The sequence below is a fragment of the Shewanella sp. SG41-3 genome (assembly GCF_014164545.1).
Taxonomy (GTDB): domain Bacteria; phylum Pseudomonadota; class Gammaproteobacteria; order Enterobacterales; family Shewanellaceae; genus Shewanella; species Shewanella vesiculosa.
Genome location: NZ_JACJFJ010000009.1, coordinates 59,947 through 80,746, shown reverse-complemented (window position 1 = coordinate 80,746; position 20,800 = coordinate 59,947). Strand labels below are relative to the sequence as shown.

22 protein-coding genes and 1 riboswitch are annotated in these 20,800 nt (G+C 41.4%); of the genes, 18 read left to right on the top strand and 4 right to left on the bottom strand.

Annotated elements, in window-relative coordinates; all coding sequences use genetic code 11:
• Positions 1 to 24 precede the first annotated feature (24 nt).
• From H5164_RS16735 to H5164_RS16720, 4 genes are all read left to right on the top strand, one after another.
• Positions 25 to 513 carry an acyl-CoA thioesterase gene (locus H5164_RS16735; protein ID WP_124015738.1) on the top strand — a complete coding sequence of 163 codons (489 nt, stop codon included), beginning with the start codon at positions 25 to 27 and terminating at the stop codon, positions 511 to 513.
• Between the two features lie 14 nt (positions 514 to 527).
• On the top strand, positions 528 to 1,403 hold the full coding sequence (locus H5164_RS16730; RefSeq protein ID WP_124015739.1) for an NAD(P)-dependent oxidoreductase: 876 nt from the start codon (positions 528 to 530) through the stop codon (positions 1,401 to 1,403).
• Between the two features lie 413 nt (positions 1,404 to 1,816).
• Entirely contained in the window at positions 1,817 to 2,152 is a 336-nt protein-coding gene (locus H5164_RS16725) for a tetraheme c-type cytochrome CctA (RefSeq protein WP_124015740.1), read from the top strand.
• Between the two features lie 501 nt (positions 2,153 to 2,653).
• The gene (locus tag H5164_RS16720; RefSeq protein ID WP_124015741.1) at positions 2,654 to 3,283 is read left to right on the top strand and encodes a LuxR C-terminal-related transcriptional regulator; all 630 of its coding nucleotides are present in this window, start codon (positions 2,654 to 2,656) and stop codon (positions 3,281 to 3,283) included.
• Between the two features lie 85 nt (positions 3,284 to 3,368).
• On the opposite strand, the gene H5164_RS16715 is transcribed toward H5164_RS16720, so the two are convergent.
• Positions 3,369 to 5,126 (bottom strand): M61 family metallopeptidase, encoded by a 1,758-nt coding sequence (locus H5164_RS16715; protein WP_182757136.1) that lies wholly within the window; start codon positions 5,124 to 5,126, stop codon positions 3,369 to 3,371.
• 204 nt (positions 5,127 to 5,330) lie between these two features.
• Here H5164_RS16715 and hinT point away from each other — a divergent pair, with 204 nt between their 5' ends.
• From hinT to H5164_RS16660, 11 genes are all read left to right on the top strand, one after another.
• Positions 5,331 to 5,684 carry a purine nucleoside phosphoramidase gene (gene hinT / locus H5164_RS16710; RefSeq protein WP_124015743.1) on the top strand — a complete coding sequence of 118 codons (354 nt, stop codon included), beginning with the start codon at positions 5,331 to 5,333 and terminating at the stop codon, positions 5,682 to 5,684.
• Positions 5,684 to 6,193, top strand: a complete 510-nt coding sequence (locus tag H5164_RS16705) for a PaaI family thioesterase (RefSeq protein WP_124015744.1) — start codon at positions 5,684 to 5,686, stop codon at positions 6,191 to 6,193. Before hinT ends, H5164_RS16705 begins: the two co-directional genes overlap by 1 nt.
• Complete coding sequence (locus H5164_RS16700) at positions 6,190 to 6,657, top strand: PaaI family thioesterase (RefSeq protein ID WP_124015745.1); 468 nt, start codon at positions 6,190 to 6,192, stop codon at positions 6,655 to 6,657. The genes H5164_RS16705 and H5164_RS16700 overlap by 4 nt, the downstream gene beginning before the upstream one ends.
• Positions 6,658 to 6,719: 62 nt before the next feature.
• Positions 6,720 to 7,112, top strand: coding sequence for a YcfL family protein (locus H5164_RS16695; protein WP_182757135.1), 393 nt, complete (start codon positions 6,720 to 6,722; stop codon positions 7,110 to 7,112).
• 135 nt (positions 7,113 to 7,247) lie between these two features.
• Positions 7,248 to 7,355: riboswitch (TPP riboswitch) on the top strand.
• Positions 7,356 to 7,412: 57 nt separating this feature from the next.
• Positions 7,413 to 9,614, top strand: a complete 2,202-nt coding sequence (locus tag H5164_RS16690) for a TonB-dependent receptor (protein ID WP_182757134.1) — start codon at positions 7,413 to 7,415, stop codon at positions 9,612 to 9,614.
• Between the two features lie 53 nt (positions 9,615 to 9,667).
• Entirely contained in the window at positions 9,668 to 9,928 is a 261-nt protein-coding gene (locus tag H5164_RS16685) for a YkoF family thiamine/hydroxymethylpyrimidine-binding protein (protein WP_124015748.1), read from the top strand.
• 5 nt (positions 9,929 to 9,933) lie between these two features.
• On the top strand, positions 9,934 to 10,644 hold the full coding sequence (pnuC, locus tag H5164_RS16680; protein ID WP_124015749.1) for a nicotinamide riboside transporter PnuC: 711 nt from the start codon (positions 9,934 to 9,936) through the stop codon (positions 10,642 to 10,644).
• A gap of 78 nt (positions 10,645 to 10,722) precedes the next feature.
• Positions 10,723 to 11,679, top strand: a complete 957-nt coding sequence (locus H5164_RS16675; protein ID WP_182757133.1) for a phosphotransferase — start codon at positions 10,723 to 10,725, stop codon at positions 11,677 to 11,679.
• Positions 11,680 to 11,729: 50 nt separating this feature from the next.
• The gene (locus tag H5164_RS16670) at positions 11,730 to 12,575 is read left to right on the top strand and encodes a DUF6279 family lipoprotein (protein ID WP_182757132.1); all 846 of its coding nucleotides are present in this window, start codon (positions 11,730 to 11,732) and stop codon (positions 12,573 to 12,575) included.
• Between the two features lie 92 nt (positions 12,576 to 12,667).
• Complete coding sequence (locus tag H5164_RS16665) at positions 12,668 to 13,267, top strand: DoxX family protein (RefSeq protein WP_182757131.1); 600 nt, start codon at positions 12,668 to 12,670, stop codon at positions 13,265 to 13,267.
• Between the two features lie 113 nt (positions 13,268 to 13,380).
• The gene (locus H5164_RS16660; RefSeq protein ID WP_124015753.1) at positions 13,381 to 13,929 is read left to right on the top strand and encodes an NAD(P)H nitroreductase; all 549 of its coding nucleotides are present in this window, start codon (positions 13,381 to 13,383) and stop codon (positions 13,927 to 13,929) included.
• A gap of 98 nt (positions 13,930 to 14,027) precedes the next feature.
• Here the strand turns inward: H5164_RS16660 and H5164_RS16655 are convergent, their stop codons facing one another.
• Complete coding sequence (locus H5164_RS16655; RefSeq protein WP_124015754.1) at positions 14,028 to 14,228, bottom strand: hypothetical protein; 201 nt, start codon at positions 14,226 to 14,228, stop codon at positions 14,028 to 14,030.
• 189 nt (positions 14,229 to 14,417) lie between these two features.
• Positions 14,418 to 15,122, bottom strand: coding sequence for a glutathione S-transferase (locus tag H5164_RS16650; protein WP_182757130.1), 705 nt, complete (start codon positions 15,120 to 15,122; stop codon positions 14,418 to 14,420).
• A gap of 225 nt (positions 15,123 to 15,347) precedes the next feature.
• Here H5164_RS16650 and H5164_RS16645 point away from each other — a divergent pair, with 225 nt between their 5' ends.
• The 3 genes from H5164_RS16645 (at position 15,348) to H5164_RS16635 (ending at position 19,084) form a co-directional block, all read left to right on the top strand.
• Positions 15,348 to 16,394 (top strand): rhodanese-related sulfurtransferase, encoded by a 1,047-nt coding sequence (locus tag H5164_RS16645; protein ID WP_182696927.1) that lies wholly within the window; start codon positions 15,348 to 15,350, stop codon positions 16,392 to 16,394.
• A 638-nt stretch (positions 16,395 to 17,032) separates the two neighbouring features.
• Positions 17,033 to 18,436 (top strand): molecular chaperone, encoded by a 1,404-nt coding sequence (gene yegD, locus H5164_RS16640; RefSeq protein ID WP_182757129.1) that lies wholly within the window; start codon positions 17,033 to 17,035, stop codon positions 18,434 to 18,436.
• A gap of 180 nt (positions 18,437 to 18,616) precedes the next feature.
• Entirely contained in the window at positions 18,617 to 19,084 is a 468-nt protein-coding gene (locus H5164_RS16635) for a CreA family protein (protein WP_124015757.1), read from the top strand.
• Between the two features lie 190 nt (positions 19,085 to 19,274).
• Here H5164_RS16635 and H5164_RS16630 read toward each other — a convergent pair whose 3' ends face one another.
• A complete protein-coding gene (locus tag H5164_RS16630) occupies positions 19,275 to 20,651 on the bottom strand; it encodes an L-serine ammonia-lyase (RefSeq protein ID WP_124015758.1) in 1,377 nt (458 codons plus the stop codon).
• Positions 20,652 to 20,800: the final 149 nt, after the last annotated feature.

The window sequence follows — 20,800 nt, the reverse complement described above, 5'->3', positions numbered from 1 at the left end:
ATCTTGCGATCATCAGGAGGTTTTATGGCCGGTAAAGATAGACAACTTACACTACGTTTTTTGGCTGAGCCTGCAGATGTCAATTTTGGTGGAAAGGTGCACGGCGGTGCGGTTATGAAATGGATCGATTTAGCCGCTTATGCCGCTGCCGCAGGATGGAGTGGTAAATACTGTATTACGGTTTACGCTGGTGGTATTCGCTTTGTTAAACCTATTCACGTAGGTAATATTGTTGAAGTGACTGGTAAAGTGATTTATACCGGTACTACATCGATGCATATTGCTATTGACGTTAAAGCCGGTGACCCTAAAGAGTCAGAACGTCATTTAACCACCCATTGTATTGTCATTATGGTTGCTGTAGATGATGACGGTAATCCTATCTCAGTTCCAGAATGGATCCCCACTACCGCTGATGATATTCGTTTGCGTGATAGTGCTATGCGATTAATGGATATGCGTAAACGTATCGGGGCTGAAATGGAAGCCCACGTTAAACCTTCAGTTGTTTAAATAAAGAGGATGATATGGCCAAAGTAGCATTTATTGGTTTAGGCGTTATGGGATACCCTATGGCGGGACATTTAGTTAAGCAAGGGCATGATGTTACTGTGTACAACCGCACTGCCAGTAAAGCTCAACAATGGGTTGAACAGCATGGTGGTAAGGCTGCAGATACGCCAAAAGATGCAGCTAAAGGTCAAGATATTGTTTTTACCTGTGTGGGTAATGATGATGACTTACGCCAGGTCGTCTTAGGTGAACACGGTGTCGTTCATGGCATGCATGCGGGGGCCATTTTAGTTGACCATACTACGGCTTCTGCCGATGTTGCCCGTGAAATTGCTGCACATATTGAGCCGCTAAGTATCGCTTTTTTAGATGCGCCTGTTTCTGGTGGCCAAGCGGGTGCCGAGAATGGTGTATTAACGGTAATGATGGGTGGCGAGCAAGCGCATTTTGATACAGTTAAGCCTGTTATTGAAGCGTATAGTCGTTGCGCTGAGCTATTGGGGCCTGTCGGTGCGGGACAATTAACCAAAATGGTTAACCAAATCTGTATTGCTGGTGTGGTGCAAGGTTTAGCGGAAGGACTTCATTTTGCTAAAAGTGCCGGTTTAGATGGCTTGAAAGTGATTGAGGTCATCAGCAAAGGTGCAGCGCAAAGTTGGCAGATGGAAAACCGCTATCAAACCATGTGGCAAGGTAAATACGATTTTGGTTTTGCTATTGATTGGATGCGTAAAGATTTAGGCATTGCCCTCGATGAAGCTCGTCGCAATGGCAGCCATTTACCCGTAGCAGCGTTAGTTGATCAGTTTTACTCAGAGGTTCAGGCCATGAAAGGTAACCGCTGGGATACCTCTAGTTTACTTGCTCGTCTAGAAAAATCGCGTGATTAGTATTCATAATTTGTTGTAATAAAGTGCTATTACAGTAAAAAGCTCCGATTTTTATCGGGGCTTTTTTATTGACGATAAATAAGTAAATCGTCATTTATCTGCGTCCGTCTTTTTAATGCTAGTAAATTTATTGAATAAAAACCATCGAGTTACATGATGTAGCGCACATATTCAAAGTATTAACGCTGCTATTATCATTCCATCTAAATTAATTTTGCTTAAAGTGGATTGATTAACTAAGTTTATATTGCCCATCAATTTTAGACTACTTTATAAGTTGTTTAATAAATCGTTGGTAAATCATTTATAAACTAGGTTGTTGAGTAAGCCATAAGTAAAGTGTTGTGCTGCAGTGTGATGACCCGCGTCAGATAAAAAGAATGTGGGCATACGCTAAATTGGAGGAATGAATAGTGAACAATAAACTACTAAGCGCATTGTTTGCGGCTGGTTTTGCGGTAATGATGATGTCTTCTGCATCATTTGCTGCTGATCAGACGCTCGCAGAGTTTCACGTTGAGATGGGTGGTTGTGAAAACTGTCATGCTAATGAAGAACCGTCTGCTGATGGTGCTTATGAATTTGAACAATGTCAAAGTTGTCATGGCACACTAGCCGAAATGGACGAAAATCATAAGCCACATGATGGTGTCTTAATGTGCGCAGATTGTCATGCACCACATGAAGCCAAAGTAGGTGATAAACCAACATGTGATACATGCCATGATGATGGTCGTACAGCAAAATAAGCTATCTTTGATGGCAAAAAATACCGACATTTTGTCGGTATTTTTGTTTCTATTAGACGAATGTTACCGTGTTATTGTTGCTAGAAATATCTTCTTGTCGCTGAATAAAGAGTATCCAATCAAATTACGCTTATCAAAAGTGGTCCTGGCATAGACCTTTTCTGCTCATTAACCATCTAGGTAAGTAATCTCAATAACGTTTTTATATGACTTAGCCGTGTCAATTAGACTGGGCTAGTGGAGATAATGGCTCAAAAGCGTCACGTCATTTTTATTTTATTAGCTTAAAGTTAGGCATTCTTCAATCAAGTTAACTAGAATGAGATAACGTCAATAATCAATCGCCAATCAGTACTAAGCACTAGTATTAAGGTCTATTTTTGATTGTTTTCATTATTCTTTTGACTGATATGCAGACGAGGCCATGGTTGTTAGTATTACCTTGTTTGAATATAGGTTTAGCATTGAAGGCTGTTGATTTAATCACATGGAGTGTATCAAATGTTTAAAGTCGTAAATTGGATGATAGTATCGAGGTCTGAGTTATTAGTCGATTTGCTCGATTGCCGATGGCCACAAGAGTTTTTGGTTAAATTAACTAAAACCCAGCCTAGCAATATGGCTAAAATGTTAGCAGTTGAACCGATTGTGATAGTTTTTTTTGACCTATCAACCATCGATTTACAACAAGCCTATCAATTACAACGCCTGATTGAACGTGAATATTGCTCTATTCATACTGTGTTTATCAATTTCCCTAAGCAGCTTGATACCCGATTCCTTATTCATCCTTTAACGATAGGGGTGTTTTATACTGATAGCAGCCTTGCAGAAATTAGCATTGGTTTAAATGACATAATGAAAGGTCGAAGAGTCATACCGCAGGATTTATTACGTTCTATGGTGGACGATGATAATCATGATGATAATGAGCAGTTAACAATCCGCGAACGTGAAGTGCTACAAACCTTGCTAACTGGCAGTACCAATTTAGACATAGCTAACCAATTATTTGTAAGTGAATCAACCATCAAAACGCATTTATATCGCGCCTTTAGAAAAATCGGTGTGTCTAGTCGTGGCCAAGCAATTGCTTGGGCGCAAACTCACATGCATGAAGTAAGGTTATAAGCACTTGCTTGTCGGTTAATCATATGGCGAAAAAACACAAGATAAAAAGAGGTATTCAGAGATACCTCTTTTTATTTTTGAGTGATTAACCAAGCCACAATGATGTTTTAGATGCATCTTTGATGCTAAGGGAAATAGTATCTAAAGCGGCTTCACTAATTGGCAAGGTTCCTTGCATCAGTTCATCACGTCTAAACCAGTGTAGGCTGATTTGCTCACCAACCGTCAAGCTTTGCAATTGCTGTTCAAATTGTGCTGTAACTTGTAAATTATCTGCTGCAATTAATAAATCACCCGCACTAAGACCCGCTTGATGGGCCGGACTGTGTTGGATGACGCTCAACACTTTTAAGCCCAATGATTCCGCTTTTGTTCTAGCACCAAAGCCAATGTTAAAGCCTTTAGCATCACCGCCACCTAAATCTGTGTTACCTTCGCTTGCTCGAAGCTTCATAGACACCCCAACCTGAGCCAGTAAGGCTTCAAGCGGTATATCATCACAGCTATTGAGGTAAGCAAATACATCATCACATGGACGTTTTAGGATGGTTTCAACAATCCGTTGATGGCTAAGCGGATCGGTACCGACACCGGTTAAGCCGTATTGTTGCCAAAGCTGACGCATAACATCGTCTAAACTTTTTTGCCCCTGGGTTTCAATGCGAAGAGTTAAATCTAAAAATAACCCAAACAGTGCCCCTTTGGTGTAATAGCTGACAATGGCATTAGCGGCATTTTCATCTTGCTTATAAAACTTGGTCCAAGCATTAAAACTTGACTGTTTTAGGGTTTGCTTAAAACGACCTTGACCTCTATATACTCGGGTCATAATTTGGCTAAGCAAGGTAAGGTAAGCGGCTTGATCAATACACTGAGATTTAAAGGTAATTAAATCATCATAGTACGAAGTAATCCCCTCATATGCCCATAGTTGCTCTGTGTAAGACTCTTGCGATAAATCAAATGGGCTAAATTCAGCCGGTTTAATTCGTTTCACATTCCATGAGTGAAAGTATTCATGGCTGCACAGTGACAAATAAGTGCGGTAACCTTTATCGACTGGTGCTTCTAATGACTGAGGTAAATCATTACGTGAACACATTAGTGCAGTTGATGCTTTATGCTCTAAGCCACCAAAACCATTGTCTAACACTGTGGTCATAAATACATAGCGTTCAAAAGGAGCTGGCGTGCCAAATAAATTGATTTGGTATTCGCATATGGCTTTAAGATCTTTGGCTAAGCGAGCCATGTTGGCTTTATGCTTACCACTTAATACGATATCGTGAGGCACGCCGGCTGCATAAAATGTCTCTATGGTTAGCTCGCCCATTTCAACCGGATGATCGATTAAGTCGTCATAGTTTTCCGCGCTAAAATCACCAAAGCCGAATTGCTCGCCAGTGGTTCGAGTCATGCTGGTGGCCAAGGTCCAATGGGATAATTCAGCTAGTGCTGGTGTTGCAATTGTGACTCTATGAGATTGAGATTCCAGCCCTTTGGCGGCTAGAAACACACTACTGCCATTGAAGAAGCCATGATTAGTGTCCAAATGTGCAGTGCGGACAGACAAGTCCCAAGCATAAATTTGGTAGCATAAGGTAATATGGCTACCCTGATTATTTAACTGCCAGGTTTGTTTGTCTAATTGAGTAACGAATAGCGGTTGTTGATTTTCTTTAGCATCAATGTCAATTATGTTTTTAGCAAAATCGCGGATCATGTAGCTACCGGGTAGCCAAGCGGGTAAACAAAAAACTTGTGATGGAGATGCTTCAGAGACAGTTAACGTGACTTCAAATAAGTGTGCTTTTGGATCGATCGCATGGATATGGTAATGCATAAAGAATTCCGAATAAGTAGGCGAGTCACAATCAAAACGATTGAGCTATAATCGACAATGCTGCCAAAAATGCCGACGTTAAGCAAACGAATCCCATTTTGAGCAAAAGATTATCCATAATGAGCGGTTTTACTGGAGTGATAGTTCAAAGAATTGATAGTATTATCAAAAGCAACAATGCAGTTATTTAATGAGGGCCCCAAAATGGCTGAAGAAACCATATTTAGCAAAATTATTCGTCGTGAAATTCCAGCGGATATTTTATATCAAGATGATTTAGTTACTGCATTTAGGGATATTGCACCGCAAGCTCCTACCCATATTTTGATTATTCCTAACCATCTAATCGCCACGACTAATGACGTTAAGGCCTCTGATGAACAAGCATTAGGCCGGATGATGACGGTCGCGGCTAAACTTGCTGATGAAGCCGGTATTGCACAAGACGGTTATCGATTAATTATGAATTGTAATAAACACGCTGGCCAAGAGGTTTATCATATCCACATACATCTTTTGGGCGGTAAGCCGTTAGGCCCAATGCTGAGTCGTGACTAATGAAAATCAATAGCGATTTTTTTCCGTTAACGGAAGTGGCCAGTCGATTTGTTAATCAGTTAGCTCAATGCCGCCGTTTAGGGCTTACTGTCCAAGAGGCCAGTGAGCATCACGTGCTTATTGAGCTACCTTACAGCCAAGACATTATTGGTTATCCTGACACTGGGGTGATCCATGGCGGGGTGATTACCACCCTAATAGACACCGCCTGTGGCACGGCAGTGGTATGTGCAATTTTAAAAAAATATCAATCGTTAGAATTGTCACCGACACTGGATTTACGGGTCGATTACATGAAACCTGCTGAGCCGCATAAATCGGTTTATGGGTTTGCAGAATGCTATCGATTATCGCCAAGCGTGGCTTTTACCCGCGCGATAGCTTATCAAGACAGTATTGATGAACCTATTGCTCACGCTGTGGGATCGTTTATGCGCATTAGCCCAGAAATGGTTGGTGAATCGTTTCGGCAAGCATTAATGGGTAATTTGCCGGAGACGAAATCATGAGTGAGCCAAGCAATATCAGTACGCAAACGGGTTTAGATGTTCAAGATGTGGTCAAACGGGCCATAGAGTTAAATGACTATAGTTACCTTCTTGAAAAAGTACCTTACTCACAATTTATAGGTATGTCTGTGGCGCGTTTTGGCGATGAAATGGTATTTAAATTACCCGCTAAAGATGACAATATTGGTAATCCAATATTACCTGCTATTCACGGTGGTGTGCTTGCTGGGTTTATGGAAATGTCAGCTATTGTGCAGTTAATGGTGTTTATGCAAGCTAAGAAAGTGCCTAAAATTGTCGATTTTTCAATTGATTATTTACGCGCAGGTTTGCATCAAGACACCTTTGCTGAATGCAAAATTACTCGCCAAGGTCGTAGAGTAGCAAACGTCAGCATGAACTGTTGGCAAACCAACCGCAAGCAGCTGATTGCGACAGCACGAGCACATTTTCTACTGGATTAGTCATGATGTGCTGCTGTGTTAGAGACAAGTTCAATTGCATCTATTTATTAAGGGAATATTGTATGAAAACATCATTACTATGTCTTATCGCTTCTGCGCTGTTACTTTCGGCTTGTGCGCATAATACTGCGGGTATCTCTGCTAATTCTAGTGGCCAACTTAGGGTTGATAATACCTCATTTGCTCGTGACGTTAACGTGACCGATGTTTCATCACTTATGGTCGCGGACTTAATCAAAGCGTCAGCATTGATTCAAAGCCAATCGAGTACTGATTTGCGTATTCAATACAAATTCACTTGGTTCGATGCGAGTGGATTTACCGTTGAAGATGAAGCAAGCAGCTGGAAATCACTTAAGTTACATGGCAAGCAGCAGTTACAAGTCGGTGCGGTTGCGCCCAATTCGCAAGTCACCCGATTTGAGGTCTATGTGAGGCAAGCATTCTCCAATTAGACTCCATTATCATTAGCTTTAAGCTTATTTATGACAATAATCGATGTGATTGAGTGTGAGGGTTAATTAATTGCATTGTTGAGTTATCAAATTGTGTCACTGCTCGTGTATTCATATTGAAGTTAGTTTATAATCGAGACCGCCAAGGGGTGTTCAGTAAAACCTGAACTGAGATGTCTGTATGACGAACCCTTAGAACCTGATCCGGCTTATACCGGCGTAGGAATGGGCCACACTATAACTCGGTGCACCTCTTATTCGCTACTCTTGCCGGATCTCAAAATTACTATTTGAGGTCCTATGTTCACGAAAAATTCTATTAGATTACACCACACCCCCATTGCCTTAGCGGTGATTACAGCCATAAGCTCACCTATTGCTATGGCTAAAACCGCTGATGTTGAACGCGTAACACCTGAATATGAAAAAATGGAAGTCATTGTCGTTAATGCTGATTTTAGTAATATCAGCCTTGAGAAAATGCCCTCCAGTGTCACCGTTATTGATGCGCAACAATTAGAAGATGAAGGCGCACAGCATTTTGAAGATGTGCTCAATTCGATTGCTAACTTTAATTGGTCTGGTGGTAGCTCTCGACCTAAATACTTCCAAATTCGCGGTGTCGGTGAGCAAGAGCAATATCAAGGTGCACCTAACTCATCAGTTGGTTTTGTGGTCGACGACATCGATTTATCAGGCCTTGGCATGGTATCGAGTATGTACGACATGCAACAGGTTGAAGTGTTACGTGGTCCGCAGGGGACTCAGTATGGTGCCAACGCATTAGCCGGATTAATTTACCTAAAAAGTAACGATCCTACAGAGTCGTTTGAGCATGGCGCAAAAGTCAGCTTAGGTGACGATAACCTGCGCACTCTGTCAGGATTCAGCTCCGGCCCGCTCAATGACTCAGGCAAACTACTCTACCGGGTATCGTTAGAGCAACATAACCAAAATGGTTATCGTGACAACCTTTATCTTAATCGCGACGATACCAATGAGCGTGACGAGTTGACTGCCAGAGCGAAGTTACGTTGGTATGCGACTGACGATTTGCAAGTTGATTTAACCTTGTTACATGCAAACTTTGATAATGGCTACGATGTGTGGACATTAGACAATAATCCCAGCAACACCCTAACTGACCAACCTGGCGTCGATACGCAAAAAACCTCCGGTGCTGGGATTAAATTTATTTATTCAGGTATACCAACATTTGATTTCACGTCGTTAACCTCATTTGCGCAAACCGACCACCATAATGGTTATGATGGCGATTGGGCTAATCCAGAATATTGGGCAAGCAAACAATGTGCAGCTTATGATGACTCTGGTGCCGTTAATGGCAGCGAACCTTGTGTTTACGATTATACCTGGGATAAAAAGGGCGACCGTAAAACCTTTACCCAAGAATTTCGTCTATCGTCAAAAACCGCTGGGCGTATTTTCGCCGGCAGCACCGACTGGTTAGTTGGCGTGTATGCGATGAATTTACAAGAAGATAATGACTTGTATTCAGAGTACAACACTTATCCAGATGAAGTGCTGCAGTCCAGTTACGATGCGACCAATTATGCGGTATTTGCTCAAATAGACAGCCATTTAGGTGATGAATATTTATTGTCTACAGGACTACGACTTGAACGTCGTGACAGTGATTATAGTGACAGTAATGAAGATAATTTCGCCCCATCAGAAGATATGTGGGGCGGGCATATTGCGTTATCAAAAGCCATTAATGCTGACCACAATGCCTATGTACGTATTGCCCGCGGTTATAAAGCGGGTGGTTTTAATATGACATTACCAGCTCAATTATCAGACAAAAAAGAGTTCGATACTGAGATCCTATATAACTATGAATTGGGCTTGAAATCGAGCTGGTTTGACGGTGAAGTCGATTCTACATTTGCGCTATTTTATATGGATCGCCAAGATCAACAAGTCGCCGCGTCGTTACAAGATCCTGATAGCCCCCAACGGTTTATTCTATTTACTGAAAATGCAGGTAGCTCGAATAACTATGGTGCAGAACTCGATGCTAAATGGTATTTAACCGAGAATATTGAGTTTTATGGCAGCTTTGGTTGGTTAGAAACCGAATATGGCCAATATCAATACAGCGATAAATATGGCTCAACTGTCGATTTGTCTGGCCGTGAACTGGCTCATTCACCTAACGTTACCTACAGTGCCGGTATGACCTATGTTGCTGACTCTGGTTGGTTTGCCAACGTGAATGCCAGTGGTAAAAGTCAGTTTTATTACTCAGACAGCAACGAGTCCAAGTCAGATGCTTATACCATTTATAATGCCCGTGTAGGTTATGAAACGCCAATTTGGTCGGCTTATTTATGGGGCCGTAATGTGTTTGATGAGCAGTATGGCGTGCGTGGTTTTTACTTTGGCAACGAGCCAGATCAAGGCTGGGCAGATAAACAATATATTCGTTACGGTGACCCTCGCCAGTTAGGTGTGACCTTAGAAGTCCAATTTATGTAATTAAACAAGGCCGCTGTAACTTAATTTACAGCGGTGTTAATTAAGGAATTAACATGAAATTAACAGCAGAAATCAGCATGTATCCGTTGAATGAAAATTATCTTGATCCGATTAAGTGGTTTATCGGCAGACTAGATAGTTATAGCAATATTGAACGAGTCACTAATGCGATGGCAACACAGGTGTGTGGCGAGTATGCGGATGTGATGTCGATGCTAGCCATTGAAATGCAAGCGGCTCATCAGAAATGGGGCAAGGCTGTGTTCGTGTGTAAATTTATCGGTGGTGAACTTGACCTTGCACATAGCGAATAACATTCATGAATGATTTATTGTTGACGCTGCAACAAGCCTTGAGTGAGGCGTCATTAATGACGTTTTGGGAGGCGATTGCGGTTATGTTAGCCTTGGCTTACTTAATTCTGGCGATGAAGACCAATATTTGGTGCTGGTCTGCCGCATTCGTTAGCACTGCGATTTACACGGTATTATTTTGGAATGTTTCCTTGTTGATGGAATCGGTACTCAATATCTATTACATGGGGATGGCGGTATACGGTTATTGGTTGTGGTTACATGTACCAGACTTGCAGCATAGAAATTCCCACAATATTGATTCACATAATAATACTCATCACACCATAGATACTCACCAGCTGAATATAACCAGTTGGTCTTGGAGTGCTCATGCCGTTGTGATTAGCGTAACATCATTGGTTTCTATGCTGGTGGGGTATGTTATGGCCAATTATACCTCGGCAGCATTTCCCTATGTTGACGCGGCAACCACGTGTTTTGCGGTAGTAACAACCTACTTAGTCGCCAAAAAAGTGTTGGAGAACTGGCTTTATTGGGTCGTCATTGATTTTGTGTCTATCTATTTGTACTTCCAAAAAGGCTTGATGTTGACCTCTGGGCTGTTTGTTTTATATGTCGCGATGGCCTTGGGTGGCTACATCATGTGGCGCAAGAAATATCGTCACAATATAATACAGCAACAGAATACCATCCAAGAAGTGGTTGGCGCATAGCCAACCACTTTCCCTTTTTAATAGAGTAAATATCAGATGCCACAAGCCTTGTTATCTCTGCCTAATGAGATACTTGATATGATTGAGCAAACGATGCCAGTCCCATTGTTTCAGCAACTTGCTGCACAATGTACGGCGGTAATGGTTTTTAATACAGGCATGAGCAATATTAATATTAAGCTCTGTTGTAACGATGGCGATAAGGTATTAAGAGTCAATCAAGCTTACAGTAATTGGTGTGATAGAAAGCTTGAAGTGGCCTGTTGGCAAGTCGCGATGGCAGCTAACATTGCACCGGCCCTGATTTGGGTCAGTGATAATAATCAAATATATTTAAGTGAGTTTATTGATCAGCAAAACATGGATTGGTCGATCTTGTTTACAATGCGTGGTCAGGCATCGATTCGACAAGCAACAAAAACGCAGATTACAGCAGTGGATGCGGTGCCTTTATTAAGCGAATTATTTCGAACGCTCAGTGGATTACCCATACCGAATAAAAGTATGACTGTGAGCACTCAGTGGCAACAATACGCACATCAATTAGACTCATTAAGTGCATCGCAAACCAATTTGCAGTGGCAACACGCTTGGCAGCAATTACTGCGCTTAAATGGCCTTGTTCGACAGTGGTTATCGCAGCTGGAGGCTTGTGTGTTGCTGCCTGCTTTTTGTCATCGAGATTTAACCCCGCATAATTTACTGCTCAGCGGTCATCAATCGCAGCGCTTATTATGCATTGATTATGAATACGCGGTGGCCAGTCATCCGTTATTTGATTTAGCCAGTGTGATAGCCACACATGAGTTATCATCAAGGCAAGTAAATCAATTAGTTGATAGCGTTATCTTGCAGTATTGCCAAACCTCTAATCTTACAGATGTTGCTGCAGCTAAAGCGGCATTACCAGCAGCCATCAATTGTTTTTGGCTATTTTCAGCGATGTGGGCATTATTAATGGCCGCCAAAGAACCACAAAAATCCACACAATACATACATTACTTTACAAAATATTTTACATTAATGACTTGCTAATATGCCCTGATAACGTACAAATAAGATAAGTTTTGCAAAGGGAATCATTTGTGTCTAAAAAATTAATTATCCTGCTGTTAAGCAGTTTATTTTTTGTTGGCTGCTCAACTAAAGTAAGTTACTTCTTTTTGGATTGGGCGATTGAGTGGGAAGTTGAAGAATACGTAGACTTAACCTCAGAGCAACAAGACAAATTTGATCTCATTGTTGAGTCTTTTCTCGTCTGGCATCGCCAGCAAGAGTTGCCACGTTATCGTGATCAACTGTCATTATTATCAAGCTTAACCAATCAGCAGACCATGACGCCAGAGTTATGGCTTGAACAAGTCTCAATGGCAAAAGCTCATTGGTATCGTATTTTCGATTTTGTTATGCCAGATCTGTTACCTCTTATTGCGAGTCTAAGCGATGAACAAGTGGAGCAGATTTTAGTGCAGCTGAAAAAAGAACAGCGAGAGTTAATTGAAGAATATGCAGGTAAAGATCAAGCCGAATTGATAACCGACTCAGACAAAAGAATCGCGAAGCAATTATCTGAATGGACAGGGAATGTGTCAGATGAGCAAAAAGGTATTATTCACCAAGCCAATACTGAACGTTTAGCAACATTAGATATGTGGTTAGAGTATCGCCATGAGTGGTTGAGCCAATTTGAACAAGCACTGAAACGCCGCCAGCAAACAGAATATTTTACTCAACAAATGACGTTGTTGATGGTTTCACCTGACGAGCTAAAATCTCAAGTCTATCGAGATAATGTAACTGAAAATACCCGAAAATTCGGTTCAATGTTGATTACTTTAAATCGCACTTTTAGTCCAAAACAACGTAAGCATTTCGATAAAAAACTAACAGAGTTAGTGGATGATTTAACTGAGCTTCATTTAGACAAATAAACAAGCATCTAATGAGTATCATAGCCTCAGCTGAAATCTTTTCTATTCTTAGCGGGTCTCTTGTAGTAATAACGAGATCAGTAGGGATGATTATGCAAATGCTTAGCGGGTTATATCAACAGTTTTTAAATGTCATTAAACACATCCAAGGTTTTGCGCCATTAGTATTGAGAATTTATTTGGCACCTGTGTTAATGCAAGCCGGTTATAACAAATTATCACATTTTGAAGACTCCGCCGCTTGGTTTGGTAATCCAGATTGGGGATTGGGTTTGCCTATGCCTGAAGTCATGGTAGCAATGGCAGCAGGTACAGAATTATTTGGTGGTTTTTTACTGCTAATCGGACTTGCTACACGCATGGTTGCAATGCCTATGATGATGACCATGTGCGTAGCGGCTTTTGCGGTGCACTTACCTAATGGTTGGTTAGCCATTGCCGATCCCAGTTCGTGGTTAGCAAATGAGCAAGTATTAGCATCAGCGGAAAAGTTGGCTGCGGCCAAGTCTATTTTACAACAGCATGGTAACTATGAATGGCTTACCAGCTCAGGTAACTTGGTTATCCTTAATAATGGTATTGAGTTTGCTATGACCTATCTCATCATGTTGTTTGCTCTCTTTGTACTAGGGGGCGGGCGCTACACCAGTGTTGATTATGTTATCGCTCAGCGTTTTTTAAAAAATGCCTAACGAGGAACTGTTTTAATTGTCCAAAAAGATCAATACTGTTTTGAATATATCCCACCCAATAGGTGGGATATTTGTTAATATCGGTACCTGAATTCATTCCAAAGGAGCGTATCTTGGACGCAACACAACTACTCCTGACTCGCCAGTCTACACCACGCCTAATTGCCCCAGCACCAAATGCTGAGCAACTTACATTATTGCTCAATGCCGCTGCAAGAGTGCCTGATCATGGAGCATTGAACCCATGGGAATTTATTATCGCAATTGATGATGGTTTAGCTAAATTGGCAGACATTTTCGTTGACGCCGCTAAAATAACGGGAGCCGATGAAGCATTTCTCGCCAAAGTGGCCAATATGCCTTATCGCGCCCCCATGGTCATTACTGTGGTTGCAAAAACACAAGTACACGATAAAGTCCCCATTTTGGAACAGCAAATTGCAGCTGGTTGCGCCACAATGGCAATGCAACAAGCCGCTTTTGCCATTGGACTCGGTGCAGTATGGCGCACTGGTGATTTTGCTTTTGACGCTAATGTGCACCAACAATTAGGCTTGTCTAAGCAAGACCAAATTGTCGGTTTTTTATATGTGGGAACACCTGCGGTAACTGCGCCAATAAAACCACTAAAAGAAGGTCAGCAATTCGCTCGCTATTTATAAGCTAAGCCAATACAAGATATGAGCCTTACTTTAACGGATATAAAATGAGGCTCGTTTTTGGCGATTCAATAAGCTAACAAAAGCATTTATGTCAATGGCTATTCGTAGAACTCAAGTGGGATCATGTTCTGATAAACATAATAACCTAACGGCCCCATTAACAAACTGAGTGAAGACCACACAATCCGTTGGGCATTTTTGATATGTGCTTTCGACGTTAAGGCTCGATAGCAAAAGTGAATATGTAAAATCAATAATGCAATAAGCATTAAGACTAACGTAATGTCCATATTATCCATGTCATGTTCCTTTGCGTTCCAGCAATGACTTAGTTAAGTATAAGTTTACAATTGAAATCTGTAGTCAAAAGAATAAAAATCCATTTTCTTTAACTGCTATTCATTGTTTATGTTATTTAATTTACTTGAAAAATAAACCAATTCATAGCCTGTAAACCATTAAATATTCATAATTTTTTAATTTTTGCACTAAGGTATGACGCGTCCATCATCATTCGTTGAATGTTTGAACTGGATCTTATTTTGTTGTGGTAACCACAATGGATATTTGTACATCGCCAGAATAAATAATCGGCTATTGACTAGCGTGGCCAACCAAGTATGGACTTTAGGGTAGGGCATGCCGTTAAACCATGCAGGTTCAACATTAGCAAATTGCCTAATAAAGGGGAAAATAGCAAAATCGGCTAAAGTAGGCGTGTCGGTACACAAATACAGGTGATTTTGTAACTGATTTTCCAGTAACTGAATAAACTGCTCAGCGTGTTGTCGGTAGTATAGTTGACTGTATTCAGGGTACCTGTCTGCATACTTGTATTTATCTAGCCAAGGCTTAAAGTCACAATCGTTAGCATTTATGAGCCTTGTCGTTGTGGGCTTATCTAACCATGACAATAGCGATTGATACTCGCCAGGCGTTAAGTGATGGGTTGCAATATCAGGATACTCAGTTAATGCATAGCGCATGATATCAATGCTTTCACTGATCACTTGGTTGTCCTGTGTGACTAATACGGGCACAGTACCTTTGGCTGATATCGCTAACATCTGCCTAGGTTTATGTTTAAGTTCAATTTCACGTACTAGTGGGTTTAGCTGGCTTAAATGTATCCCCATACGGGCGCGCATTGCATATGGGCAGCGACGAAAGCTATATAAAATGGCACAATTCATTAGATGTCATATAAAATTAAGTCTTGCTAATAGAGTAACGCTTTAAAGATAAAAATCCCAAAATAAAATGCAAATCACAGTGAAAACCGTGGTTGGAATTGTTTTAGTATTTTTTTTAGTGTGATTTAGGTATACTTTCGGCCGTTTTTTTGAGTCTGCACACTGTGTGCGGACCTTATTATATGCACTGGAAATTAAGTTCCAGCTAGCGGAGACGCCACTGTTATGCAAGACACTCATCAACACCTTACTCAACACTCTCAGCCAGAGACATTGCAACCCAGCTCTAAAGTTGCGGTGTGCGCATTATATAAATTTGTTGCCTTACCTCATTTTGAAGCTATTCGTCAGCCATTGCTGACTGTGATGGAACAACATGATATCAAAGGAACCTTGTTACTGGCCCAAGAAGGGATCAATGGCACCGTTGCTGGAACCCAAGCAGCGATTGAAGATTTATTGACTTGGTTAGACACACAACCAGGTCTAGATAACATTGTCACCAAGTGGTCTTTTGATGATGAAATGCCATTTTATCGCACCAAAGTAAAGCTTAAAAAAGAAATCGTCACTATGGGCGTTGAAGGTATCGACCCGCGTAAAGTGGTAGGTACCTATGTTAAGCCGAAAGACTGGAATGCCCTGATTTCAGATCCTGATGTGGTGCTGGTTGATACTCGTAATGATTACGAGGTGAAGATAGGCACATTTAAAAATGCCGTCAATCCTGTTACCGAGACGTTTCGTGAGTTCCCTGAGTACGTTAAACAAAACCTCGATCCTGCTAAGCATAAAAAAGTGGCGATGTTTTGTACTGGTGGTATTCGTTGTGAAAAATCGACGGCTTATTTAAAAGAGCAGGGCTTTGATGAGGTTTATCATCTTGAAGGTGGCATTTTAAAATATCTTGAAGAAGTCGAGCAAGAACAAAGCCTATGGGAAGGTGAGTGTTTTGTATTTGATAACCGCGTGGCGGTGAATCACAGCCTTGAAAAAGGTCAATACGATCAGTGTAATGCTTGTCGTATGCCGATAACTGAAGCTGAAAAGCAAACTGATGCTTATGTTCAAGGCGTGAGTTGCCCGCATTGCATCGATAAGGTACCCGCTGAGCAGCGTCAGAGATTTATTGAGCGTGAGCGTCAAGTTCAATTAGCCAAACAACGTGGCGAAGTTCATATAGGCAGTGACGTAAAGCAAGTCATTGATGCACGCCGTCAGCACAAAGAAGCTCAGCGTAAAGCCCAAGAAAAAGTAAACAGTAAACAGTAAAGGTTAACCGTTAAACTACAGAGTGAACTAAACAGTTAAAGCCCATCATTGCCGATGGGCTTTTTTGTGGCAGAGCGCCGTTATCATCGAAGCTCACTAAGTTGTCACTGATTGACTAAAAATACATTACAGCGAACCCATTCCTTGATTAACGCTAGATAAATAACATCAAGCTTTTCTTGTAGATGAATCACCTTATCTTGTATTTTCGCCATTGCTGGATAATAAAATTGCGCGCCATACAGAGGCAACACGAGCCTTAAAAAACTCTCCATGCTACTCGAAAAATACCTAACAACCGTACACGTTCAGTTAATGGGCCATGTTTATCGTAGGCTTCTTGCAACACTCAGGCATTAAAGGATAACCAGGATAACTCTTAGTCAATTGAGCAATTTTTAAGCCGAAGATGCAATGAGACCTGTTAGAAGATTGATATGCGACATATTGAATTATCACTATCTAACTAAAAGTATTAATGGAGAAATACTCTGTGGCACTTAGTTTATGAGCTTTTATGACAGATTTATTGATGGGCTAAGCTTTTCCTTGGTACAAAACCGCATAAATGGTTTAGCAAAACCGATTATTATGCTATTTTGAGCGCTTTTTTTATTTGAATGACTAAAGGTAGGCCGATGTTTGTTGGATTCGATTATGGCAGTGCTAACTGCGCGATTGGGGTAATGATTGATAATGCAGTGGCATTATTGCCATTATCAGCGGACTCAGATTTCATGCCGTCAACATTATATGCGATGGACCGCGAGCTAATAGCCGAAGCTGTATATTGGGGCTTACCTGAACATTTAAAAGCGCAGTATTCTCATTTACGCAGTTCGCAATTGATGCGGGCAAAACAAATGCGCCATGAGCTAGATCTGTCACCAAACGAGCAAGCCGTGTTTGTTGGACAAGCTGCAATAGATGCCTATTTGGAGATGCCTGAAGAAGGTTTTTATGTGCGTTCACCAAAATCTTTTTTAGGTGCTAATGGCCTGCGTGTTGAGCAAATTGCCTTATTTGAAGACATTGTCACCTTGATGATGCAGCACGTTAAATCCCTAGCCGATAAGGCATTAAATGCCAAATCACTGACATCAGCGAGCCATGCGGTGATCGGTCGACCAGTTAACTTCCAAGGCATTGGTGGCGAAGAAAGTAATCTGCAGGCCGAAGCTATTTTACGTCTAGCGGCGACGCGTTCGGGCTTTACTGATGTAACGTTTTTATTTGAGCCCTTAGCGGCGGGGATGGATTTTGAGTCAAATCTTAACGATGACAATACCGTGCTTGTCGTTGACGTTGGCGGTGGTACCACTGATTGCTCTGTGGTAAAAATGGGCCCGTCACATATTCATCAACAAGACCGAACGTCGGACTGCTTTGGCCATTCAGGCCAACGTATCGGCGGTAATGATTTAGATATCGCACTAGCAATGACAGGCTTGATGCCAAGTTTTGGTGCTGACACCTTAATGATTAACGGTAAACCTATGCCAAGAACGCCTTTTTGGAACTCGGTTGCGGTAAATGACATCAGTGCTCAACGTGATTTTGTTAGTTTACAGTCGCGCAAATTAGTTGAGCAGTTAATTAAGGAAGCTCAGCAACCTGAGCGATTAGTTCGTTTACAAAAAGTACAAAAAAATCAAATGAGCTACCAAGTTGTCCGTCAAGCTGAAGCGGCGAAGATTAGTTTGTCTGATCATGACACGATTCAATGCCCATTGGATTTTATTGAAAAAGGCTTGTTTGTCCCTCTAAGTGCAGCGCAGTTTGCGCAAGCCATCAATGATCCTCTCGCTAAAGTTGAGGCGTTAATGAAACAAGCAATGCAAACGGCTATCACTAAAGCGGAACAACAAGATTGCGACATGCCAACCACTCCTGATATCGTGTATGTCACAGGCGGTACAGCCCGAAGCCCAGCGATATACGATAGAATTGCGAGTGTGTATCCAAATGCCAAAGTCGTGGTGGGTGATCATTTTGGTTCGGTAACAGCAGGTTTAACTCGTTGTGCTCAAAGCGCATTTTAACGAGATTACATTTAACAGATAAAGGCTCGTTATTATGCGAACAAATAGCCTGTAGGTTAGCAACCTTGTTAGCCAAGGGCTCGACCTTATGAAGCCCTTAATTAAGTGTAATGGGGCGGTGCGAAGATATAGGCAAGCTCTTTTGACGATAATTACTGTCCAATTTTATAAGGTTTACTGATGAAAAAAATTCTTACCGCGATATGTTTAGCTACACTTGTTACAGCGTGCTCTGATAACGAAGTTGGTGATGTTTCACTGGGAATGTTTACTACGCAAGATATAAAACTAAATATTTTAAAAGATGAAATTGTCTCTGGTGTAACCTGTCATATCGCCTCAATCGAAGCCAACCTGAGTTTTTCAGACCCAAGTGATAGCTCCATCTCTTGCAGACAAACTGGTGAGATCACTGCGGATATGATTGCACAAATAGATAAGAGTAAATCAGGTGAAGTGGTATTTAAAAAATCAAAAAGTATTTTTTTCAAATCAATGAAGATTAGAAGGATCTTCGATGCTGAAAATCAAACCCTGATGTATGTTTCTTATTCCACTAAAGAAACATCAGGAAGTTTTAAGCATAGTCTTTCGACAGTGCCACTTTGGGGAACCAAAGCCTATGTTGAGCCAATTCAAGCTCAATAATCACCAGGTTAGCGCTAGCTCATGGCAGTCCATACCTTGGTTGACTATTGTTCGTAGCCATTAGATATAACTGCTTGTGAGTTCAATAAGTCGCTATTCACAGATCCTCGATATTGTTTAACATATAAAAAATGCCTGTTAGGGTTACTAACAGGCATTGTTACTTGATTTCATTTACTTTATGCGTGAATTAACATTCGACGATATTCACCGCAAGACCGCCTTTGGCCGTTTCTTTATATTTGCTGCGCATATCTTTACCGGTTTCCATCATGGTTTTAATCACTTTATCCAGTGAGACTTTATGATTACCGTCGCCGCGCAGTGCCATACGTGAAGCATTAATCGCTTTTACCGCTCCCATAGCATTACGTTCAATACAAGGCACTTGCACTAAGCCGCCAACAGGATCACAGGTTAAGCCTAGGTTATGTTCCATGCCAATTTCAGCGGCATTCTCAACCTGTTCTACAGTTCCGCCCATAATTTCAGTTAACGCACCGGCTGCCATTGAACAGGCTACGCCTACTTCGCCTTGGCAACCGACTTCGGCGCCAGAAATGGAGGCATTTTTCTTGTACAAAATACCAATGGCAGCAGCGGTTAACAGATAGCGACTACATACATCGATATCCACTTCTTGAACAAACATGTCGTAGTAACACAATACCGCAGGAATAATCCCCGCAGCACCGTTTGTGGGTGCGGTTACCACGCGATCGCCTGCTGCATTTTGCTCATTAACCGATAAAGCAAACAAATCAACCCAGTCCATGGCGGTCAATGGGTCAGTGTTATTGCGTCCTTCTGCTTTTAAGCGGCGGTAGAGCGCGGGAGCACGTCGGCGTAACTTTAAACCGCCTGGCAATATGCCTTCCTTTTGATAACCGCGTTCAACGCAGTTTTTCATGGTTTGCCAAATTTTCCACAAACCTTGCTTGATTTCATCTTCACTGGCAATGCTAAGTTCATTGGCCATCATTAATGATGAAATGCTTAAGCCATTATCACAACACAGTTGCAGCAATTGCAGGGCACTATTGAAGTCATAAGGTGCTTGTTCAATTGGCGTTGCTGGAGATGCATTTTGTTGAGTGATTTCATCTTCATCGAGAATAAAACCACCACCAACAGAATAATAAGTACGTTGATATATACATTCGCCTTTAGACAAAGCATATAAGGTCATAGCATTAGCATGCGCGGGTAAGGTTTTACGTCTGTGGTAGGTAACACCGTCTTCGCGAGTAAATTTAACCTGACGACCGTCTGCCAAGGTAAGCTTTTGGCTGGTAGACACAGTCTCTAAAATGGCATCAATGGCATCGGTATCGACGGTTTCTGGGTCTTCACCCATTAGGCCTAAAATAACCGCTTTACCTGTGCCGTGGCCTTTGCCTGTTTGACCTAACGATCCAAATAATTCTGTTTGTAACTCGTCGGTATTCGCTAATAAGTTATTATCAGCGACATGCTGTATAAAAATTTTACCAGCTTTCATAGGACCCACAGTATGAGAACTAGAAGGACCGATACCAATTTTGAACATGTCAAATACACTAATCATGTTGTTTAACCCTTGCTGAGTCGTTTATTGTTTTCGTTATAAGTGAGTATAATCGTCACATGTAATGTTGGCGGTTTATCTCTTATTCTTGCTAGAGTATCCCACACATTAATCAATGTTAGTTCATTAGATTTTTTGATGCATTATTT

Bases quoted from the DNA above. Each gene is read 5' to 3' on its own strand.
- H5164_RS16735 (WP_124015738.1), top strand. From the start codon at position 25: ATGGCCGGTAAAGATAGACAACTTACACTACGTTTTTTGGCTGAGCCT.
- H5164_RS16730 (WP_124015739.1), top strand. From the start codon at position 528: ATGGCCAAAGTAGCATTTATTGGTTTAGGCGTTATGGGATACCCTATG.
- H5164_RS16720 (WP_124015741.1), top strand. From the start codon at position 2,654: ATGTTTAAAGTCGTAAATTGGATGATAGTATCGAGGTCTGAGTTATTA.
- H5164_RS16715 (WP_182757136.1), bottom strand. From the start codon at position 5,126: ATGCATTACCATATCCATGCGATCGATCCAAAAGCACACTTATTTGAA.
- hinT (WP_124015743.1), top strand. From the start codon at position 5,331: ATGGCTGAAGAAACCATATTTAGCAAAATTATTCGTCGTGAAATTCCA.
- H5164_RS16705 (WP_124015744.1), top strand. From the start codon at position 5,684: ATGAAAATCAATAGCGATTTTTTTCCGTTAACGGAAGTGGCCAGTCGA.
- H5164_RS16700 (WP_124015745.1), top strand. From the start codon at position 6,190: ATGAGTGAGCCAAGCAATATCAGTACGCAAACGGGTTTAGATGTTCAA.
- H5164_RS16695 (WP_182757135.1), top strand. From the start codon at position 6,720: ATGAAAACATCATTACTATGTCTTATCGCTTCTGCGCTGTTACTTTCG.
- H5164_RS16690 (WP_182757134.1), top strand. From the start codon at position 7,413: ATGTTCACGAAAAATTCTATTAGATTACACCACACCCCCATTGCCTTA.
- H5164_RS16685 (WP_124015748.1), top strand. From the start codon at position 9,668: ATGAAATTAACAGCAGAAATCAGCATGTATCCGTTGAATGAAAATTAT.
- pnuC (WP_124015749.1), top strand. From the start codon at position 9,934: ATGAATGATTTATTGTTGACGCTGCAACAAGCCTTGAGTGAGGCGTCA.
- H5164_RS16675 (WP_182757133.1), top strand. From the start codon at position 10,723: ATGATTGAGCAAACGATGCCAGTCCCATTGTTTCAGCAACTTGCTGCA.
- H5164_RS16665 (WP_182757131.1), top strand. From the start codon at position 12,668: ATGCAAATGCTTAGCGGGTTATATCAACAGTTTTTAAATGTCATTAAA.
- H5164_RS16655 (WP_124015754.1), bottom strand. From the start codon at position 14,228: ATGGATAATATGGACATTACGTTAGTCTTAATGCTTATTGCATTATTG.
- H5164_RS16650 (WP_182757130.1), bottom strand. From the start codon at position 15,122: ATGAATTGTGCCATTTTATATAGCTTTCGTCGCTGCCCATATGCAATG.
- H5164_RS16645 (WP_182696927.1), top strand. From the start codon at position 15,348: ATGCAAGACACTCATCAACACCTTACTCAACACTCTCAGCCAGAGACA.
- yegD (WP_182757129.1), top strand. From the start codon at position 17,033: ATGTTTGTTGGATTCGATTATGGCAGTGCTAACTGCGCGATTGGGGTA.
- H5164_RS16635 (WP_124015757.1), top strand. From the start codon at position 18,617: ATGAAAAAAATTCTTACCGCGATATGTTTAGCTACACTTGTTACAGCG.
- H5164_RS16630 (WP_124015758.1), bottom strand. From the start codon at position 20,651: ATGATTAGTGTATTTGACATGTTCAAAATTGGTATCGGTCCTTCTAGT.